Origin of the sequence: Acinetobacter towneri (assembly GCF_001758345.1) — a bacterium.
Lineage (GTDB): Bacteria > Pseudomonadota > Gammaproteobacteria > Pseudomonadales > Moraxellaceae > Acinetobacter > Acinetobacter towneri_A.
In genome coordinates this window covers 304,958-323,787 of sequence record NZ_MKQS01000005.1, presented here as the reverse complement: position 1 = coordinate 323,787, position 18,830 = coordinate 304,958, and the positions used below count along the sequence as shown (strand labels likewise).

The window sequence follows — 18,830 nt, the reverse complement described above, 5'->3', positions numbered from 1 at the left end:
AAAGATAAATATGACAATACAGATATATGATGTGCGTGGGTTAAATGGGACATCTGGATTTAGCGCAGCATTGAATAGCAGAAGTATGAAGAAATAGAGAATAAATATGTGGAATAACGATTCAGTCGTGTTGTATTTCTATATTGGTATGGCGATTTTGGCGTTGTGGGCGGTTTCGCAAGCATGGCGCAGTCAGGCCAATACAGAAACCATTCACCCGTTTAAGGCCTTTGTGCATTTACTGGCATTTTATATGTCTTACCTGTTGCCGCCTCTAGTTTTTTTTAGTATTTATGCGGGAATTCAGGGCTATTACTCCATCCACGAAGCAATTTTTGTATTTTTAGTCAGCGCAGTGTTGAGTTATGCACGTTTTATTGAGCCGCATTTGATTCAAGTCAAAACTACTCAATATCAAATTCATCCAGATCGCCGTTTATTGAAGCCCGTTAAAATTGCTTTAATTGCAGATTTACATATTGGTTTATTTTCTGGACATGAGCGTCAATTAAAGCAAATTGTGAAGAAACTCAATTTGCAAAATCCCGATATTGTGGTTGTGGCAGGCGACTGGACTTATGAACCTGAAAATAAATTGGTCGAAGAATTGGCAGTATTAAAAGAAATTTGTGCGCCTGTGTATTCTGTAAATGGCAATCATGATGAACAGTATCCAGGCCCACCCATTCAAGAGCTGTTAGAAACGGCTTTAGAACAAAATAACGTGATTGATATTGAAGGCAGAATTGTCGAGTTTGATGAGTTTCGTTTGCTCGGTATTGGCGATTTATGGGCAGGTAAAACCGATATGCGCTATATGCCTGATTTACCTCAGGACAAGCCGTGGGTGTTGTTATCGCACAACCCAGATACAGTCGATATGGTGCCGAAATTGCCGACACGCCCGTTGATGTTGGCAGGACATACTCATGGTGGGCAGGTTGAACTGCCGTGGCTGACCGATTATGTGATGAAAAAAGTATCTATTTTGGGGCATAAAAAAGGTTTATATCGGCATGATCATGCCGATGTATTTGTGACTGTGGGCACAGGAATGGTGGGTGTTCCTTTTCGTTTTGGTGTGCCACCCACGATTGATATTATTGAATTATTATAAGCGCCTGCACCTTACCTACATGAAAAAACCAGCCTCGGCTGGTTTTTTGATGCAATATTTACGCTTAAATTTGGTTGTTTACATCGTCATGCTTGGTTTCTCGAATCATTAAGAATGCGATTAAAGACAAGATCGATGCCGCACTTAAATAATAACCCACTGCAGCCAAGCCATAAGTGGTGGCGAGTTTAGTAGCAATCAGTGGGGCAAACGATGCGCCAAAAATACCCGCTAAGTTAAAGGTGAGTGCCGAGCCTGTATAACGTACAGAAGTAGGAAAAATTTCAGACAATACTGTACCAATGGGCCCGTAAGTGAGTCCCATAATCGCCAAGCCAATACACAGGAAAATAAATACAATCCATGTGCTGCCTGAAGCAAGCATATCGGCAAAGAATAAGCCAAAAATTGCAGAGATGATACATACCGCAATAGACGTAGTTTTACGTCCAAATTTTTCCGCTAAAACGGCTGAGAGGGGAATAAAAGCGGCAAAACACAATGTGGCTAAAAGTTGAAGTTTTAAAAACTCTTCACGTGAATAACCCAGTTGTTTAGTCCCCCATTGCAAGGCAAATACTGTAGTCAGATAAAACACCACAAAGGTACAAATTGCAGCAATTGTACCGAGCACTAGCATTTTAGCGTGTTTTTTAAAGACCTGAATAAAGGGCACATTGACTTCTTTTTGCTTATTCAACACTTTTTGGAAGGCAGGTGTTTCATGCAGTTTTAAGCGAATCCACAAACCGACAATCACCAATAAGGCACTCGAAATAAACGGAATCCGCCAGCCCCATGTCATAAAGTCTTGCTCAGACATCAGCGCACCTAAAATAAGGAATGAACCTGTGGCAAGAATAAAACCAATCGGAGCGCCCAATTGTGGGAACATGCCATACCAAGCACGTTTACCTTCAGGGGCATTTTCTGTGGCCAATAGTACCGCGCCTGACCATTCGCCGCCTAAACCTAAACCTTGTCCTAAACGACACAATGCCAATAATAATGGTGCGACAATCCCAATTTGTGCATATGTTGGCAGTAAACCAATACAGACTGTAGAAATCCCCATGGTCAATAATGCCGCGACCAAAGTGGCTTTGCGTCCAATCCGATCACCCAAATGTCCAAATAAAGCTGCACCAATTGGACGGGCAATAAAGGCAATGGCAAAAGTGGCTAGAGATTGAATAGTTGCCGTCATTGGGTCAGTACTGGTCGGAAAGAACAGATACGGGAAAATAATGACTGCCGCAGTGGCGTAGATATAAAAGTCAAAAAACTCGATGGTGGTACCGACCAAACTTGCAGTCAGTACTCGAAATTTAGAATTTTGAGTCGGCTGTTCAGCGGCAGCAGTAGATGAAGATGCCATACAGGACCTTATGTAAAATGAATTTTAAATGAAAGTGCAATTCGTCATAGACCGCATGGGCAGAAGAATAGTCAACACCTTTTGTAGTTATGCTTTTTTGAACAACAAGTTGGTCACAAAACTGCATCCATGCGTATCATTCAAATCTGACCGTTTCATGTGTAAGGCATGAACGATCTTCAGCGTGATTAAATCACATACAGATAAATTGCCAGAAAGTGTGTGCCTGCACCAATAAGGACAAATACATGCCAAATTGCGTGGGTATATCTTACGCGTTTTAAGGCATAAAACAATGCACCCACGGTGTAGGCAATCCCGCCAATCAACAAAAAGTTCAGGGCTTGGCTGCTTAAATAGGCTTGCATATTGTCCATGACCAGAACGGCTAACCAACCCATCGCCAAGTAGGCAATTAAAGAAATTTTATGAAAACGGTTGATGAATACCAGTTTAAATAGGGTGCCAATCAAGGCAATAATCCATAAGACAATTAACAAATATTGTGCTTTTTGAGTAGGAATCGCGATGGATAAAAATGGGGTATAAGTACCTGCAATTAAATAATAAATGGCAGTGTGATCAAGCTTTTTATAAAAATAGCGGCGGTCTGCAGCAGTTGCCATGTGATACAGCATAGAGGCAGAAAAGAGCAACACCATACTAATGGCATAGGCCCATAAACCTAGCCATTGTCCTGTACTCAGGTATGCGCCTTTGATCAGTAAAAAAATACCGCCAATTAATGCCAAAGCTGCACCAATACCGTGGCTCAGATAGTTAATCCGTTCCTCTTGATGGTCATAATCTGGTACTAAAGGCGCATTCAATTTCATAGGTGTTCTTTTTTATTTATACAACTGTATAGTAATTCAATTTTGCTTTTAGGGTAATAACATTTAAACTTGAATTGTAATTTTTTCAGGTTTTCACTATGTCGACTTTGGCTTCTCCCTCTGCGCAGGAACAACAATTCTTGGAGGCTTTTCAGCAAGCCATTGATACACAAAAACTTGATCGTGTAGTGCTTAGCCAGTACAAAGGCGAATTGGAACAATTAGAAAAAATTACCCTGCGTATTATTCAACTCAATCAAGAGCAGGTGTTGAGTTGTTTGTATCGTCATAAAACGCAGGATATCACCAAAAATTATCCTTTGGCGCAAGCCCAGTCACAATTGAGTCAGTTATTGGCAGATTGTAAACAGGCGAATTTATTTACGCTCGATCAAGAAATTCAGCTTAAAAAGAATAAAAAGAAAGCCATGCTCAGTATGAGTAAAGCGGTAACAGCTGCTGCAAAACCCAAAGAGCAACAAGGGCATGATCGTGAAAAGCAACGCTATGTTGAGCAAAGTAGTCCTTTTTTACAGCCTCTAGGTATTACCGATGCGCAGGCGCAGATCATTCCAAGCATGGCGCGCAAGTGGAAACAGATTAATAAATTTATTGAAATTTTTGCGGGTGCATTGGCGCATATTCATCTTTCTGAGCAAAGCGTGCGTGTGGTGGATTTTGGTTCAGGTAAGGGCTATTTGACCTTTGCACTGTATGATTATTTGCAAAAGCAGCAATTGAAACCTTGGGTTACAGGGGTGGAATTGAATCCGAAAATGGTCGAGTTCTGTCAGTCGGTAGCAAAGGCGGCAGATTTTCAGCAGCTGGACTTTTTTCAGGGCGATGTGCGCACCTATCAGCCTGAACATTTAGATGTAATGATTGCTTTGCATGCCTGTGATGTTGCCACTGATTTTGCAATTCATACGGGTATTCGCCTGAATGCACAAATGATTATGTGTGCGCCGTGTTGCCATAAAGAGTTACGTCCACAATTACAAAGCCCAAGCGTGTTGCAACCGATGCTGCAATTTGGCATTCATGCAGGACAGCAGGCGGAAATGTTAACCGATACCATCCGTGCTTTATTGCTCAAAGCTTATGGTTATGACACTAAAGTTTTTGAGTTTGTTTCTTTGGAACACACCAGTAAAAACAAAATGATTTTGGCAACTAAACGTCAAAATTGGAGTGAACCTGATCAGACTGTTTTGGCACAAATTCGTTATTTAAAAACCATGTACGGTATTCAAAAACATTCTTTGGAGTTGTTGTTGAATGATCAGTGGGATCAGCAGGGCATTGGTTCTAAGTGCTAAGCAAAATGGAACAGGATAAAAAGATGCAAGATTATGAAATTCAATCTGGCACTTGGGCACAGTTTGCGACAGAGGCCAAATTTATTCGTGAGCAAGTCTTTATTCAGGAACAGCGGATTGCCCCTGAAGATGAATGGGATGCACAGGATGCAGTTGCTTTGCATTTTGTGGTTTATGTAGCAGAGCAGGCGATTGCAACCGCACGCTTATTGGAAAATCACAGTATTGGACGGGTTGCTGTGCTGAAATCACAGCGCGGTTTAGGTGTGGGGCGTGTTTTAATGCAGCATATTATTCAGGTGGCAAAGCAGCAGCAACGACCGTGGGTCAAGTTGTCTGCGCAGGAACATRCGATTCCGTTTTATCAAAGTTTGAGTTTTCAGGTTGAGGGTGAGTCGTATTTAGATTGTGGTATTCCGCATGTAGATATGCGATTGATATTTTAAATGAATTGTCGATAGTCCTGATTTTAATCGTGCAAAATAAAAATCGCCATGATGGAATGTGATCATGGCGATTTCTTTTTATAAACTGTATGAACAGAGCCGCTAGCGCATATTAATGTCCATGTGCGGGCGCTGACTCATGGTTTTCAGGCATATTGGCATGTTCTGTTTCAGTCATACTGTGTGCATCTGCAGTTTCAGCAGATATAGCTTCACGTGCTTCACGATCTGCTTGTGCTTTTGCCAAAGCTTCTTGTGACATGGCAGGTGCATTTTTAAAGGCGTGTTGCTGAGTATTCTGCTTTTGTTGCTGGCTAGGCATGTAATCAGGTTCATTCGTGACCGCTAACCAGAAAATAAACATGAAAATTCCACCCAAAATACAGAAAATAAAGAGTGCTTTCCAACCCCAAGGTGATTTTTCAGGAGTAAGGTGTTCAGTCATGTGTATCTACCCAATTTGAATCTAAATCTTAAAATTATGTAACTTTATAACATAAAATTCATAAAAAAACGGATTAAATTCTATTCATGTAGGGATCATTCTTTTAATTTTAAGCAAATAAAAAGAAGGATGACGTATCCCTCTTTGAACTATAAGTTAGATTTAAATACTTGCTGCACCTGTGGCAACACGGTCTTGCAAGATTTTAGGTGGGTTAAAACGCTCGCCATATTCTGCTGCAAGTTGCTGTGCCCGTGCTAAAGCCTGTTTTAAACCATATTGATTTAGAAATTGCAAAGCACCACCTGTCCATGCAGGAAAACCAATGCCAAAAATGGAACCCACATTGGCATCAATGACAGATTCTAAAACACCTTCTTCTAAGCAACGTAAGCTGTCCAGTGCTTGCACAAATAAGAAACGGTCAATCATCTCTTGTTCAGCGATTTTGGTATTTTGATACCAGTGGTTTAACCCCGACCAAAGCTGTTTTTTACCCTGTTCAGGATAGTCATAAAAGCCTGCACCAGCTGCTTTACCTTTACGCGAGAATTGATGAATCATGGTTTGAATGACTTCATCTGCACTCGACAGTGGTCGGTCTTTCCCTTCGGCTTGCAACGCCTTACGTGCTTCCTGTGCCACGTGTTCAGATAAGGTTAAAGATACTTCATCCTGAATGGCAAGTGGGCCAACAGGCATGCCTGCTTTTAAAGCAGCCATTTCAATTTTGGCAGGATGTACGCCTTCCGCCAGTAAGCGCAAGCCTTCCTGCACAAAAGTGCCAAACACCCGACTGGTAAAAAAGCCGCGGCTGTCATTGACCACAATCGGTGTTTTACCAATCTGCTGCACAAAATCATAGGCCTTTGCCAAAGTATCGGTAGAGGTATTTTTTCCTTTAATGATTTCGACCAATGGCATTTTATCGACAGGGCTAAAGAAATGCAGTCCAATAAAACGCTGCTGGTCTTGCGCCGCTTGGGCAAGTTCACTAATGGGTAGGGTTGAGGTGTTGGATGCCATCACACCTTGTTCTGCCAGAAAAACTTCGGCTTCTTGTGTGACTTGCGCCTTGAGTTGAGGATTTTCAAATACCGCCTCAATAATCAAATCACAGCCTTGTAAATCGGTAGCCTGTGCCGTTGGATGAATCTTGGCTAAGACTTGTGCCGCTCGCTCTGCACTTATACGACCTTGTGATACTTGTTTATCCAATAGTTTTTGACTGTAAGATTTGCCTTTTTCAGCTTGTTCGATGGATACATCTTTCAGAACAACCGTAATACCTTTGCTTGCTGTGGCATAAGAAATGCCTGCACCCATCATGCCTGCACCTAAAATACCGACTTTTTGAGTTTGATGTGGTGCAATGCCTTGCGGACGGCCACTGCCCGATTTAATCGCATTCAGCCCATGCCAAAAGGTGCCAATCATATTTTTAGAAATTTGACCTGTTGCGAGCTGGGTAAAATAGCGAGATTCAATGCGTAAGGCTGTATCGACATCAACCTGCGCACCTTCTACTGCTGCACTCAAAATTGCTTCAGGCGCAGGGTAACAGCCTTTGGTTTTGTCGCGTAGCATGGCAGGAGCAATGGAAAGCATTTGCGCGACAGCAGGTGTAGATGGTGTTCCCCCAGGGATTTTATAGCCTTTGACATCAAATACTTGTTGTGATTGAGGATGTGCAAGAATCCAGTCTTGGGCTTTGCTGAGTAATTCTGTTTCATTTTCAGCAAGATCATGGATTAAACCTAAACTTTGTGCTTTTTCCACACTCAGCTGTTTGCCTTCCATCAACAGCGGCAGGGCAGTTTGTAAACCCAATAAACGTACCATCCGCACAATACCACCGCCACCAGGCAATAAACCTAAAGTCACTTCGGGTAAACCAAACTTGGTTTTTGGATCACGAATTGCAATACGATGATGACAGCACAGGGCAAGTTCCCATCCGCCGCCGAGTGCTGTGCCATTCAAGGCAGCTACTACAGGAATACCACGAGTTTCAATATAACGCAGCTGTGCTTTTAGGTGTTCAATCATCTGAAAAAATGAGCTGGCATGTTCAGGCTGCACTTGAATCAACTCATCTAAGTCACCGCCTGCAAAAAAAGTTTTTTTTGCAGAGGCAAAAATAACCCCCGCCACTTGTTCGTCTGCTTGTAACTTTTGCACCACTTGCGCTAATGCATCTCTAAAGTCAGCGTTCATGGTGTTGGCCGATTGATTCGGCGAGTCAAAGGTTAGAATTACAATGTTATCGGCATTTTTTTGATAGTGAATGGCGCTCATTTTTATACTCCTTATACTCGCTCAATAATGGTGGCAATTCCCATCCCACCGCCTACACATAATGTAGCCATGCCGCGTTTTTTATCTTGTCGTTCTAGTTCGTCCAGTAAAGTGCCTAAAATCATAGCACCTGTCGCGCCAAGTGGATGACCCAAGGCAATGGCACCACCATTCACATTGACTTTGGCGGGGTCGACCTGAAGCTCGGTAATAAAACGCAGAACCACGGCTGCAAAGGCTTCATTAACTTCGAACAGATCAATATCTTCAATGTTCAGTCCTGCTTTGGCTAAGGCTTTGCGTGCTGCAGGTGCTGGTCCTGTGAGCATAATGGCAGGATCTGTGCCGACCAGTGCAGTGGCAAGCACTTTGGCGCGTGGTTTTAAATTGTGTTGTTGTACCGCCTGTTCCGATGCAATCAACACCAATGCCGCGCCATCAACAATACCCGATGAATTGCCTGCATGATGCACATGATTGACTTGTTCTGCTTCAGGATATTTTTGCAAGGCGATGGCATCGAACCCCATTTGTCCCATCATCGCGAAACTTGGCTTGAGCTGTGCCAAACTTTCAGCTGTGGTCTGTGCTTTGATAAATTCATCTTGTGCCAAAATCACCACACCTGCCTGATCTTTAACGGGTACAATCGAGCGTTCGAAATATCCCCGCGCTTGTGCTGCGGCTGCTTTTTGTTGCGATGCGGTTGCAAATTGATCGACCTCGGTGCGACTATAACCATCTAAAGTGGCAATTAAGTCAGCGCCAATGCCTTGGGGAATAAAATCACAGGCCATGTTGGTTTCAGGGTCGAATGCCCAAGCACCACCATCAGACCCCATTGCCACGCGCGACATAGATTCCACACCCCCAGCAACGATTAAATCTTCCCAACCTGAACGGACTTTTTGCGCTGCGAGGTTCACGGCTTCTAAGCCCGAGGCACAAAAGCGGTTGATTTGTACGCCTGCAACATCATTGTCCCAACCTGCGGCAATCGCAGCAGTTTTGGCAATATCCGCACCCTGATCGCCAATTGGTGTGACACAACCCAAAACAATGTCGTCTACTTGTGAGGTGTCTAGGCTGTGTCGTTGTTGCAATTCATTTAATAAAGTCGTGAGTAGGCGAATGGGTTTAACTTCGTGTAATGCGCCATCTTTTTTTCCTTTGCCGCGCGGAGTGCGAATAGCATCAATGATATAGGCCTCGCTCATAATCAATCCTTTGTCGATAGTTTTCTTTATGATTGCTTTTGAGTGTAATCTGAAAATTTTGAAGTGCAATGACAAGAACGGTAAAGGTCAGTGAGGTTTTTTGCTAATTGGGATGACACAGAAATTTGTTAGAAAGATTGAAACTAAAATAGAGCGATAAAAAAAGCCCTTGCAGTGTGCAAGGGCGATTAACTGAAATTACGGGTGAATGTGAATTTTTTAGCTGTGAATTAATGATAACCATGCAACTGACGGTATAAACCAGGGGTGACGCCAGTCCACTTTTTGAAAGCACGGTGGAAAGTACTGGTTTCACTAAAGCCAACTTGTTGTGCTACATCTTCTAGAGTGAGTTCAGGATTCAGCAATAGATGAATCGCGGCATCACGACGTAGCGCATCTTTTACCCCTTGATAGCTTTTACCTTCTGCAGCCAAACGACGACGCAAGGTTTGTGGCGACAGGTACAACATTGATGCAACATCGTTCAAGGTTGGCATTTCTTCGCCAATCTGACTCTTTAACACATCACGAATACGCGAAGTTAAAGAATTGGTGTTTTTGAATTTCACCAATAATTGTGCAGGTGCAGTTTTTAAGAATTCGTCTAAGGTTTCTTGAGTTTGACGAATTGGTAAATCTAGATAGTCGGCAGCAAAGGTAATTTCAGTGCGTGGCATGTCAAATTGCATAACAGGCGCAAAGAACAACGCATCGTATTCATCTGCGTGTGCAGGACGAGGATAGCCAAAATGCACACGCTCTAAAGGCAGGCGACGTTCAATCAGCCAAGAGGCCAAGCCGTGCCAAATCATCAACATACTTTCAGTAATAAAGTGATCAGGATCCATGACTTGTGGAATAGAGGGCACCAAACGCGCTTCGTGTTTATCGCGTTCTAAGGTAACTGACCAATCATCACCAAAAAGCTTATAAAATTGCGAAGAAAGTTCTAAGGCATCGCCCAATGTTTTGGCGTGAATCACCAATTGGCACATGATTGCGAATGTACCCAAACGACGTGGCTGAGAATCAAAACCGACGTGTTCGTCTTGGGTCACCATCCACAGCATTTTAATAAAGCGGGTATATTGTTCAGGTGAAATACGTGCTTTCGGTTGGCGCAGAAGTTCTGCTTCAATACCGACATGAGATAATAAGGTTTCGACGTCCATGCCGAGTCGTTTGACACCTGTGAGCGCAGCATTGACAAAATGGATACTAATGGTATCGCGGCTCATGTTAAATCCTTCAGTCTCTTTTGTATTCACGTAAGCTTGACCTAAATGACGCTAAAAAATTGAAATTGGCAATTTACAATACCAATTTTACTTATTTTACATAATAAATTGCCGAAATGATCAAGGTAAATGGCTGAACATGACATTGTGTTACAGTTTTGCTGTTTATAAGATGAACGGAAAATCAGTAAAAATTAAGTAATCACAACAATGACACATGCACTAAGCGGTTTAAAAGTTTTGGATTTTTCCACCTTATTACCAGGTCCTTTTGCCAGTTTGTATTTGGCGGATATGGGCGCAGAGGTCATTCACATTGAATCGGCAAGCCGACCTGACTTGATTCGTTTATTTCCGCCCTATGCCAATCGACAGGCGACTTCGCATAGTTATTTAAACCGCAACAAACAGTCCATTACTCTCGATTTAAAATCGCCAGACAGCATTCAATTGATTTTGGACAAAATTGGTGAGTTCGATATTGTATTGGAGCAATTTAGGCCTGGTGTGATGCAGCGTTTWGGGCTGGACTATGCCAGCTTGGCAAAAATTAATCCGCGACTGATCTATTGTTCCATCACAAGTTATGGACAAACAGGTGATTATCAACAACGAGCAGGACATGACATCAACTATTTAGCTTTGTCTGGAATTGCAGGGCACAGCGGACGTCAAGCAGGCGGGCCGCCACCGCTAGGTATTCAGGTGGCCGATGTAGCAGGTGGTTCATTGCATGCTTTGGTTGGAATTTTGAGTGCGGTGATTGAGCGTCAGCGCAGTGGCTTAGGGCAATATATTGATATTTCGATGACCGATTGTGCTGCCACATTAAATAATATGGCAGCTTCTGCTGTTTTGGCGGCACAGCTGCCTCAATATGCTGAGCAATCTTACTTAAATGGAGGCAGTTATTATGACTATTATGAAACGGCCGATGGTCGTTATCTTTCGGTGGGCAGCTTAGAGCCACAATTTATGCAAGGCTTGGCACAAATTTTAGATTTGCCCATTTTGCTCGAAAAAGGCACATCTTTAGACCCGCAAGACCATATACAAGTGAAACAAGCCATTCAGGCCAAGATTAAAGCGCAAAATTTTGCCACGTGGCAGCATATCTTTGCACAACACGATGTTTGTGTAGAACCCGTTTTAACTTTAGATGAAGCTTTACATTCACCCTTGGCAAAGCAGCGCGGTTGGACTGTAAATGTCCCAATTCAAGGCAATGCCACACAAACCGAAACTCAGTTGGCTTGTCCTATTAAATTTTCACGTTCAAAAATGCGCTATGACTATATTGGGCAGGCTTTAGGTGTAGGACAATGGTGATCATGCTCAATAGCTAAAAATATGTAGGAAACTCAACTCAAACACGAAATAAAAACGAAGATAGATGCTTTAGCATAAAAAGTGCTAAAGCATGCATTATTTTGTGATAGCTATGTAAAAGGTCTGGAAATTTCGGCAAAGGCTTGCAGGCTGTGCCATTGCAATGTCTTATCAATAAAATCGCTAAGAAATATGTAAAAAACACATTTTGTTGATAGATTGAATCTCGCTATGCTGTCAGCCGTGATAATAGAAATGACTAGCTGTACGCCATGTATTTATATACTGATTTCGATCAGCAACTGATTAATGAACGTGTTGCACAGTTCCGTGACCAAACGGAACGTTATTTAGCAGGCAAATTGACTGAAGACGAATATCGTCCATTACGTCTGCAAAATGGTTTGTATGTACAACGCTATGCGCCAATGTTGCGTATTGCTGTGCCTTACGGTCTGATGAACTCTAAGCAGTTGCGTAAAGTGGCGCAGCTGGCCAAAGACTATGACCGTGGTTATGCACACGTATCAACACGTCAAAATATTCAGTTTAACTGGCCTGCACTTGAAAATGTGCCAGATATGCTAGCTGAGCTTGCAACAGTACAAATGCATGCTATTCAAACCTCAGGCAACTGTATTCGTAACACCACCACAGACCAATATGCAGGCGTTGTCGCAGGTGAAATTGCCGACCCTCGTCCGACTTGTGAATTAATTCGTCAGTGGTCTACCTTCCATCCTGAATTTGCATTCTTGCCACGTAAGTTCAAAATTGCTGTTTCAGCACTTGAAGAAGTGGATCGTGCAGCGACTGCGTTTCACGACATTGGCGTATATATTGTTAAAAATGAAGCAGGCGAAATTGGCTATAAAATTAAAGTGGGTGGTGGCTTAGGTCGTACTCCAATTATTGGTAGCTTTATTCGTGAGTTCTTGCCACGTGAGGATTTGATTGCTTACTTAGAAGCCATTTTACGTGTCTATAACTTGCATGGTCGTCGCGACAATAAATATAAAGCACGTATTAAAATTTTGGTAAAAGCCCTAACTCCAGCAGTATTTGCAGAAAAAGTTGAAGCTGAATTTGCACATACCGTGAAAACCTTAAAAATTGATGCTGAAACTTTGAAAAAAATGGATGAAAACTTCACGCCATTTGCTTATCAAAATTATGCCGATGAAGATTTTAGTGAGCTGTTTGCACAGTATCCAAAATTCAAACAATGGTTCAACATCAACACCAATGCGCACAAAGTTCAAGGCTACCGTATTGTCACTATTTCATTGAAGCGTGCAGGTGTTGCACCAGGTGACATGACGACCGAAGAAATGAATCTAATTGCAGATTTAGCAGATCAATATACCTTTGGTGAATTGCGTACCACGCATGAACAAAATATTGCCTTGGTAGATGTGCCACAAAAAGACTTATTTGCATTGTGGCAAGTCCTAGATGCTAACAACTTGGCGCGTGCACATATTGGCTTTATTACCGATATTATTTGCTGTCCGGGGGGTGATTTCTGTTCACTTGCCAACGCTAAATCTATTCCAATTTCAGAAGCTATTTCACGCCGTTTTGATGATTTGGATACCATTTATAATCTTGGCAAACTGGATTTGAATATTTCAGGTTGTATGAATGCTTGTGGTCATCACCACGTTGGTAATATCGGGATTTTAGGTGTTGATAAAAAAGGCGCCGAATTTTACCAAATCACTTTAGGTGGGCATGCAGACCATGATGCTTCAATTGGTGATATTTTAGGGCCATCTTTTGCTGCCGAAGTGATTCCAGATGTCGTGGAAGAAATTTTAAATACCTACTTAGATTTGCGTAGTGAAGGTGAAGACTTCATCGACACTTATCGTCGTGTCGGCATTCAACCATTTAAGGAGCGCGCTTATGCTTAATACTGCACTCCCTGTGCTCGCGAAAGATGGCACGATTGCAGACAATACTTATCAAGTGATTGCTGAAGATGCAGCATTACCGCAAGGTGATGTGGTGCTTAGCGTTGAACAGCTTGATCTGTTGGCACAAATTTCTGGTAAAAAAGCTTTGTATTTAACGGTAGATGCTTCGCCTGAAAACCATGAATTTCCATTGGCAGAACTCGATGCGATTTTTATTGAATTCGCAGGTTTTAACGATGGTCGAGGTTATTCTTTTGCGGCATTGTTACGCCGTCAAGGCTTTCAGGGCGAACTTCGCGCAGTTGGTGATGTATTTAAAGATGTCTTGAACTATATGAAGCGTGCAGGTTTCGATACTTTCGTGATTAAAGAAGGTAAAGACGTGCAAGAAGCTGCGGCAGGTTTGGCGGATTTTACGCGCCCTTATCAAGCGTCTACAGCTGTACCTAAACCAAATTATCAAACTGGTGCGTAATATATTGATGATGGGTTTATCTAAATATAGATAGATTTCATTGAAATATAGCGGTTCACACATTTACAAACAGCCTGCCATGCGCAGGCTTTTTTTGCCTTAAAGTGATCAAAGGGTTTGTTTTATGTCACTTCTTAATGATTTAATTTTCGGCAAAGTGCTGTAGCATAAGCACACTGACGAAGCATCGTAGCCCTATATAGACTTTATTTTAAAGTATCAAAAATCAACCAAGACGATAATTGGATGTGATTATCCTCTGATTTATTTATTCAATTTTTTCAAAGAAGTGATTTGTCTTTATGCAAAATTCTATCCGTATTGGTATTGCTGGTTATGGCAATTTAGGTCGTGGCGTTGAAACGGCAATTCAGAAAAACCCAGATTTGCAATTGGTAGGTATTTTTACCCGCCGTGCGCCTGAAAGCGTTTCACCATGTTATGCTGAAACAGCAGTTTTTCAAATGGATTCACTGTCCGATTTTCAAGACAAAATTGACGTACTGATTTTATGTGGTGGTTCAAAAGACGACTTGCCACAACAAGGCCCTGTATTAGCCAGCCAATTTAATATTGTCGATAGTTTCGATACTCATGCGCGTATTCCTGAATATTATGCATCTGTAGATGCACCTGCGACAGCGAATAAGAAAACTGCACTTATCTCAATTGGTTGGGATCCAGGCATGTTCTCAATCAATCGTTTATTTGGTGAAGCTTTATTACCCGATGGCGAAACTTATACATTTTGGGGGAAAGGTTTAAGTCAGGGACACTCAGATGCCATTCGTCGTGTTGATGGTGTAAAAGCAGGTGTGCAATATACCATTCCATCTAATGATGCGATTGAGCAAGTGCGTAGCGGTGCGCGCCCTGTATTAAGCACTAAAGACAAACATACWCGTGAATGTTATGTCGTACTTGCAGAAGGTGCCGATGCAGCTTCCGTTGAGCAAGCGATTGTGACCATGCCAGATTATTTCGCAGACTACAACACAACTGTAAATTTCATTGATGAAGCGACTTTGGCCAAAGATCACCAACGCATGCCGCATGGTGGTTTTGTTATTCGCAGTGGCAATACCAGCGATGAACAAAAACAAGTGCTTGAATTCTCATTGAAGTTAGACAGCAATCCGGAGTTTACCGCGAGTATTTTGGTAGCTTATGCACGTGCTTGTTATCGTTTAAACCAAATGCAGCAATATGGTGCAAAAACTGCTTACGATGTTGCGCCAGGTTTATTGTCAATGAAATCGCCTGAACAGTTGCGCGCTGAATTGCTCTAAACTTTTTCAAGCTATAAGCAAAAAGACGAATCAATGATTCGTCTTTTTGCTTTTTGAATAAAGAAGGGTTGGGAATGACTGTATTCCATCTGCCCTAATTCTGCTTTACGAAATAGGGGTTGCAATGCATTAAAGCAATTCAATCGCGACTGCAGTTGCCTCACCACCGCCAATACAGAGAGCGGCCACGCCACGTTTGCCACCTGTACGTTTAAGCGCATGAATTAAAGTCAGGATAATACGTGAACCTGTAGAACCCACAGGATGTCCAAGCGCACAGGCACCACCATTGATATTCACTTTTTCAGGATCAAGCTTGAATTCATCTATTGGGCACATAGTGACCATGGCAAAAGCTTCATTGATTTCCCATAAATCTACATCTGCAACTTGCCAAACCGCTTTATCTAATACTTTTTGAATTGCAGCAACAGGGGCGATAGTGAATTCTGATGGATGTTGTGAATTGGTGGCATAAGCCACAATTTTCGCCAATGGCTGTAAACCTTTATTTGCTGCATTTACTGCAGACGTTAGGACTAAAGCCGAAGCACCATCTGAAATTGAGCTGGCATTGGCCGCGGTAATCGTACCATCTTTGGCAAAAGCAGGACGCAGAGTTGGAATTTTTTCAATATTGGCATTAAACGGTTGTTCGTCTTTATCGACAACCACGTCACCTTTACGTGTTGAAACATTTACAGACACAATTTCATCGGCAAAATAGCCTTCATTTACGGCAGTTTGCGCGCGTTTAAGAGAGCGAATCGCAAAATCATCCATTTGTTCACGGGTATAGCCTTTGCTATTAGCCATGTCTTGTGCAAATGATCCCATTAAACGGCCTGTTTCTGCATCTTCTAAGCCATCTAAGAACATGTGATCTTTCACTTCACCGTGTCCCATGCGGTAACCCGCGCGTGCTTTGGTCAAAATATAGGGTGCATTACTCATCGATTCCATTCCACCTGCAACAATGATGGAAGCGGAACCTGCCTTAATTGCATCAGCCGCTTGCATGACGGCTTTCATACCGGAACCACACAGTTTGTTGATGGTCACTGCGCCTGTTGAATCTGGCAAACCAGCTTGACGCATGGCTTGACGTGCAGGACCTTGTTTTAAGCCTGCAGGTAAAACACAACCCATAATGACTTCTTCGATATCTGTAGGTTTTAGGCCTGCACGTTGAATTGCAGCTTGAATACTTGCTGCACCAAGTTCAGGTGCACTTAGTGTGGCTAAACTGCCCTGAAAACCACCCATAGCAGTACGAGCGCCATTTACAATCACGATATCGGTCATTTTATTCTCCCAATTTTATGTGTGCTTATATCTAGATTGAATTCCAAGTAGGAATAGATCAACTCTGCAGTATAGGCAAAAAAAGAAGAGAATAAAGTGACAATGTAAAGATCGTTTAGACTGCTGAGTTAACATATATTGATGTCTTCAGCTCGGGTTTGCCCCATTTTACTGAGTACTAAGCGCTTGCTTGTAAGGTGAGTGGAGCAGTAAAAGAAGCTACCATTCGAGCCGATCGGCAAACCTTGTTGAGCATTAAAAGTCACACTAGGAATGTTTAAAGTTCCACGCCAATCCAAGGTTCCGTATTTAAGTGCAGTTTTTTCTGTATAAAGAATGTATTCACTGTCGTCAATTTGGCGGTTTCGATTACTATCCATAAAAATCAAAAAACCAGTATTCCAGTTTTGCTTGCTACATTGAACAAAGTTTTGTGTAGGACAAATCACCACATTGCTGTGATGGGTGAAGGCATGAGAGCGTGCTATTTTCAGGCTGGACTGTAATGAATACTGAATTCGTTTGAGTTCTTGTTCTGCCATCAGCTGGTGAAAATGGGGTAGCGCAATCATGACTAAAATCGCACTAATCGCTAAGGTGACGATCAATTCAAATAGCGTGAAGCCGTTTTTTCTTACATTCGACATAAGTCTTTACCTGTTATTGTTGTGTTTTTTTATGATTAATTTGAGTAATTTGTTGTTTTATAGTGCTTTATCTGCTGTGTATAATAATTACTAAACAACTTCTCGAGAAAGTGTTAAAATAAACAGCAAGAAAGATAGGCTATTCGCCACAAAAAATTGAGTAGAAAGTTACCGAATTACAACGGAAATTGTAAGTAATTTTGTCAATAATTTACTTGATTAAAATTATCAAGCACTTGGAAAAGTAATAAAGTGTTTGTATGATTCAAAGTGACTAGCTTAAAAATAATACTGGGGTAAAAAAAGCCTATCTCAGGGTAGTCGAAAATTTAGGCTTGAGCTTGAACAATAATTGTTATCTCTGGAGGATAAATCCATGAAAATGAGTCGTATTGCATTAGCAATGCTCGTAGCTGCTCCTTTAGCTGCTGCAAACGCGGGCGTAACTGTTACCCCATTAATGCTTGGTTATACTTTTCAAGATACTGAGCACAACAACGACAAATTGACAACTAGTCACGAACTACAAGACGATTTGTTTGTAGGTGCTGCGCTTGGTGTAGAACTTACCCCTTGGTTAGGCTTTGAAGCCGAATACAGCCAAGTTAAAGGTGATGTAGACCCAAATGCTGGTGAATACAAAGCGAAGAACATCGCAGGTAACTTCTATGCGACTTCTGATCTAATTACTAAAAACTATGACAGCAAAATTAAGCCATACGTACTTTTAGGTGCTGGTCACTATAAGTATGAGTTTGATAATGCGGCGTTAGGTTACCGTGATGGTGAAGAAGGTACTTTAGGTAATGCAGGTGTGGGTGCGTTCTTCCGTTTGAACGATGCTTTATCTCTTCGTACTGAAGCACGTGGTACTTACCACTTTGATGAGAAATTCTGGAACTACACAGCTTTAGCTGGTCTTAACGTAGTTCTTGGCGGTCACTTGAAGCCAGCTGCTCCTGTAGTAGAAGTTGCTCCAGTTGAAACCGTTGCTCCAGTTCAACCTGCTCCACAAGAGTTGACTGAAGACTTGAACATGGAACTTCGTGTGTTCTTTGATACCAACAAATCAAACATCAAAGATCAGTACAAGCCAGAAATCGCTAAAGTTGCTGAGAAGTTAGTTGAATATCCAAACGCTACTGCTCGCATCGAAGGTCACACTGACAACACTGGTCCACGTGCATTGAACGAACGTTTATCTTTAGCGCGTGCTAACTCTGTTAAATCTTCACTTGTAAATGAATACAATGTAGATCCAGCTCGTTTGTCTACTCAAGGTTTCGCTTGGGATCAACCGATTGCTGACAACAACACTAAAGAAGGTCGTGCTATGAACCGTCGTGTATTCGCGACGATCACTGGCAGCCGTACAGTGACTGTTGAACAACACGCTCAATAATTTGAGTTAAGTTGAAAAAAACGACTCTTCGGAGTCGTTTTTTTATGTCTATTAGGTTTGTGTGTTGAAAAGACAACAGAAAAATCATCTGGCTTTAATTTGTCTTAAGATAAGATGCAGCATGTTAACCGTGTACCGAGAAAAACGTGTGATGTAAATAAAATTAC

At 42.0% G+C, this 18,830-nt stretch carries 16 protein-coding genes; 8 read left to right on the top strand and 8 right to left on the bottom strand.

Annotated features, from left to right (window positions below; all coding sequences use genetic code 11):
• Window positions 1-106 precede the first annotated feature (106 nt).
• Entirely contained in the window at window positions 107-1,117 is a 1,011-nt protein-coding gene (locus BJN41_RS04710) for a metallophosphoesterase (protein ID WP_019837795.1), read from the top strand.
• A gap of 64 nt (window positions 1,118-1,181) precedes the next feature.
• Here the strand turns inward: BJN41_RS04710 and BJN41_RS04705 are convergent, their stop codons facing one another.
• On the bottom strand, window positions 1,182-2,495 hold the full coding sequence (locus BJN41_RS04705; protein ID WP_019837794.1) for an MFS transporter: 1,314 nt from the start codon (window positions 2,493-2,495) through the stop codon (window positions 1,182-1,184).
• Between the two features lie 188 nt (window positions 2,496-2,683).
• Entirely contained in the window at window positions 2,684-3,331 is a 648-nt protein-coding gene (trhA, locus tag BJN41_RS04700; protein ID WP_019837793.1) for a PAQR family membrane homeostasis protein TrhA, read from the bottom strand.
• A 98-nt stretch (window positions 3,332-3,429) separates the two neighbouring features.
• Between trhA and BJN41_RS04695 the strand changes: the two genes are divergently transcribed.
• Both BJN41_RS04695 and BJN41_RS04690 read left to right on the top strand, forming a co-directional pair.
• On the top strand, window positions 3,430-4,650 hold the full coding sequence (locus tag BJN41_RS04695) for a class I SAM-dependent methyltransferase (RefSeq protein ID WP_070153767.1): 1,221 nt from the start codon (window positions 3,430-3,432) through the stop codon (window positions 4,648-4,650).
• A 23-nt stretch (window positions 4,651-4,673) separates the two neighbouring features.
• Window positions 4,674-5,096: a GNAT family N-acetyltransferase gene (locus tag BJN41_RS04690; protein ID WP_070153764.1), complete on the top strand. Its 423-nt coding sequence runs from the start codon at window positions 4,674-4,676 to the stop codon at window positions 5,094-5,096.
• Between the two features lie 112 nt (window positions 5,097-5,208).
• On the opposite strand, the gene BJN41_RS04685 is transcribed toward BJN41_RS04690, so the two are convergent.
• The 4 genes from BJN41_RS04685 to BJN41_RS04670 all read right to left on the bottom strand — a co-directional run bounded on the left by BJN41_RS04685 (window position 5,209) and on the right by BJN41_RS04670 (window position 10,297).
• Window positions 5,209-5,541 (bottom strand): hypothetical protein, encoded by a 333-nt coding sequence (locus tag BJN41_RS04685; RefSeq protein WP_019837790.1) that lies wholly within the window; start codon window positions 5,539-5,541, stop codon window positions 5,209-5,211.
• Window positions 5,542-5,703: 162 nt separating this feature from the next.
• Window positions 5,704-7,839, bottom strand: a complete 2,136-nt coding sequence (locus BJN41_RS04680) for a 3-hydroxyacyl-CoA dehydrogenase NAD-binding domain-containing protein (protein ID WP_070153761.1) — start codon at window positions 7,837-7,839, stop codon at window positions 5,704-5,706.
• Window positions 7,840-7,850: 11 nt separating this feature from the next.
• On the bottom strand, window positions 7,851-9,056 hold the full coding sequence (locus tag BJN41_RS04675) for an acetyl-CoA C-acetyltransferase (protein WP_070153758.1): 1,206 nt from the start codon (window positions 9,054-9,056) through the stop codon (window positions 7,851-7,853).
• 230 nt (window positions 9,057-9,286) lie between these two features.
• Window positions 9,287-10,297, bottom strand: a complete 1,011-nt coding sequence (locus tag BJN41_RS04670; RefSeq protein WP_019837787.1) for an AraC family transcriptional regulator — start codon at window positions 10,295-10,297, stop codon at window positions 9,287-9,289.
• Between the two features lie 210 nt (window positions 10,298-10,507).
• On the opposite strand from BJN41_RS04670, the gene BJN41_RS04665 reads away from it, so the two are divergent.
• From BJN41_RS04665 to BJN41_RS04650, 4 genes are all read left to right on the top strand, one after another.
• Window positions 10,508-11,626, top strand: coding sequence for a CaiB/BaiF CoA transferase family protein (locus BJN41_RS04665; RefSeq protein ID WP_070153755.1), 1,119 nt, complete (start codon window positions 10,508-10,510; stop codon window positions 11,624-11,626).
• A 272-nt stretch (window positions 11,627-11,898) separates the two neighbouring features.
• Window positions 11,899-13,542 carry a nitrite/sulfite reductase gene (locus BJN41_RS04660; protein ID WP_019837785.1) on the top strand — a complete coding sequence of 548 codons (1,644 nt, stop codon included), beginning with the start codon at window positions 11,899-11,901 and terminating at the stop codon, window positions 13,540-13,542.
• A complete protein-coding gene (locus BJN41_RS04655) occupies window positions 13,535-14,020 on the top strand; it encodes a DUF934 domain-containing protein (RefSeq protein ID WP_019837784.1) in 486 nt (161 codons plus the stop codon). Before BJN41_RS04660 ends, BJN41_RS04655 begins: the two co-directional genes overlap by 8 nt.
• A gap of 302 nt (window positions 14,021-14,322) precedes the next feature.
• The gene (locus tag BJN41_RS04650) at window positions 14,323-15,309 is read left to right on the top strand and encodes a diaminopimelate dehydrogenase (RefSeq protein WP_019837783.1); all 987 of its coding nucleotides are present in this window, start codon (window positions 14,323-14,325) and stop codon (window positions 15,307-15,309) included.
• A 129-nt stretch (window positions 15,310-15,438) separates the two neighbouring features.
• Here BJN41_RS04650 and BJN41_RS04645 read toward each other — a convergent pair whose 3' ends face one another.
• Window positions 15,439-16,614, bottom strand: a complete 1,176-nt coding sequence (locus BJN41_RS04645) for a thiolase family protein (protein WP_070153753.1) — start codon at window positions 16,612-16,614, stop codon at window positions 15,439-15,441.
• A gap of 128 nt (window positions 16,615-16,742) precedes the next feature.
• A complete protein-coding gene (locus tag BJN41_RS04640; protein WP_070153750.1) occupies window positions 16,743-17,261 on the bottom strand; it encodes a GspH/FimT family pseudopilin in 519 nt (172 codons plus the stop codon).
• A gap of 376 nt (window positions 17,262-17,637) precedes the next feature.
• Between BJN41_RS04640 and omp38 the strand changes: the two genes are divergently transcribed.
• A complete protein-coding gene (gene omp38 / locus BJN41_RS04635) occupies window positions 17,638-18,663 on the top strand; it encodes an outer membrane protein Omp38 (protein WP_019837780.1) in 1,026 nt (341 codons plus the stop codon).
• Window positions 18,664-18,830 lie beyond the last annotated feature (167 nt).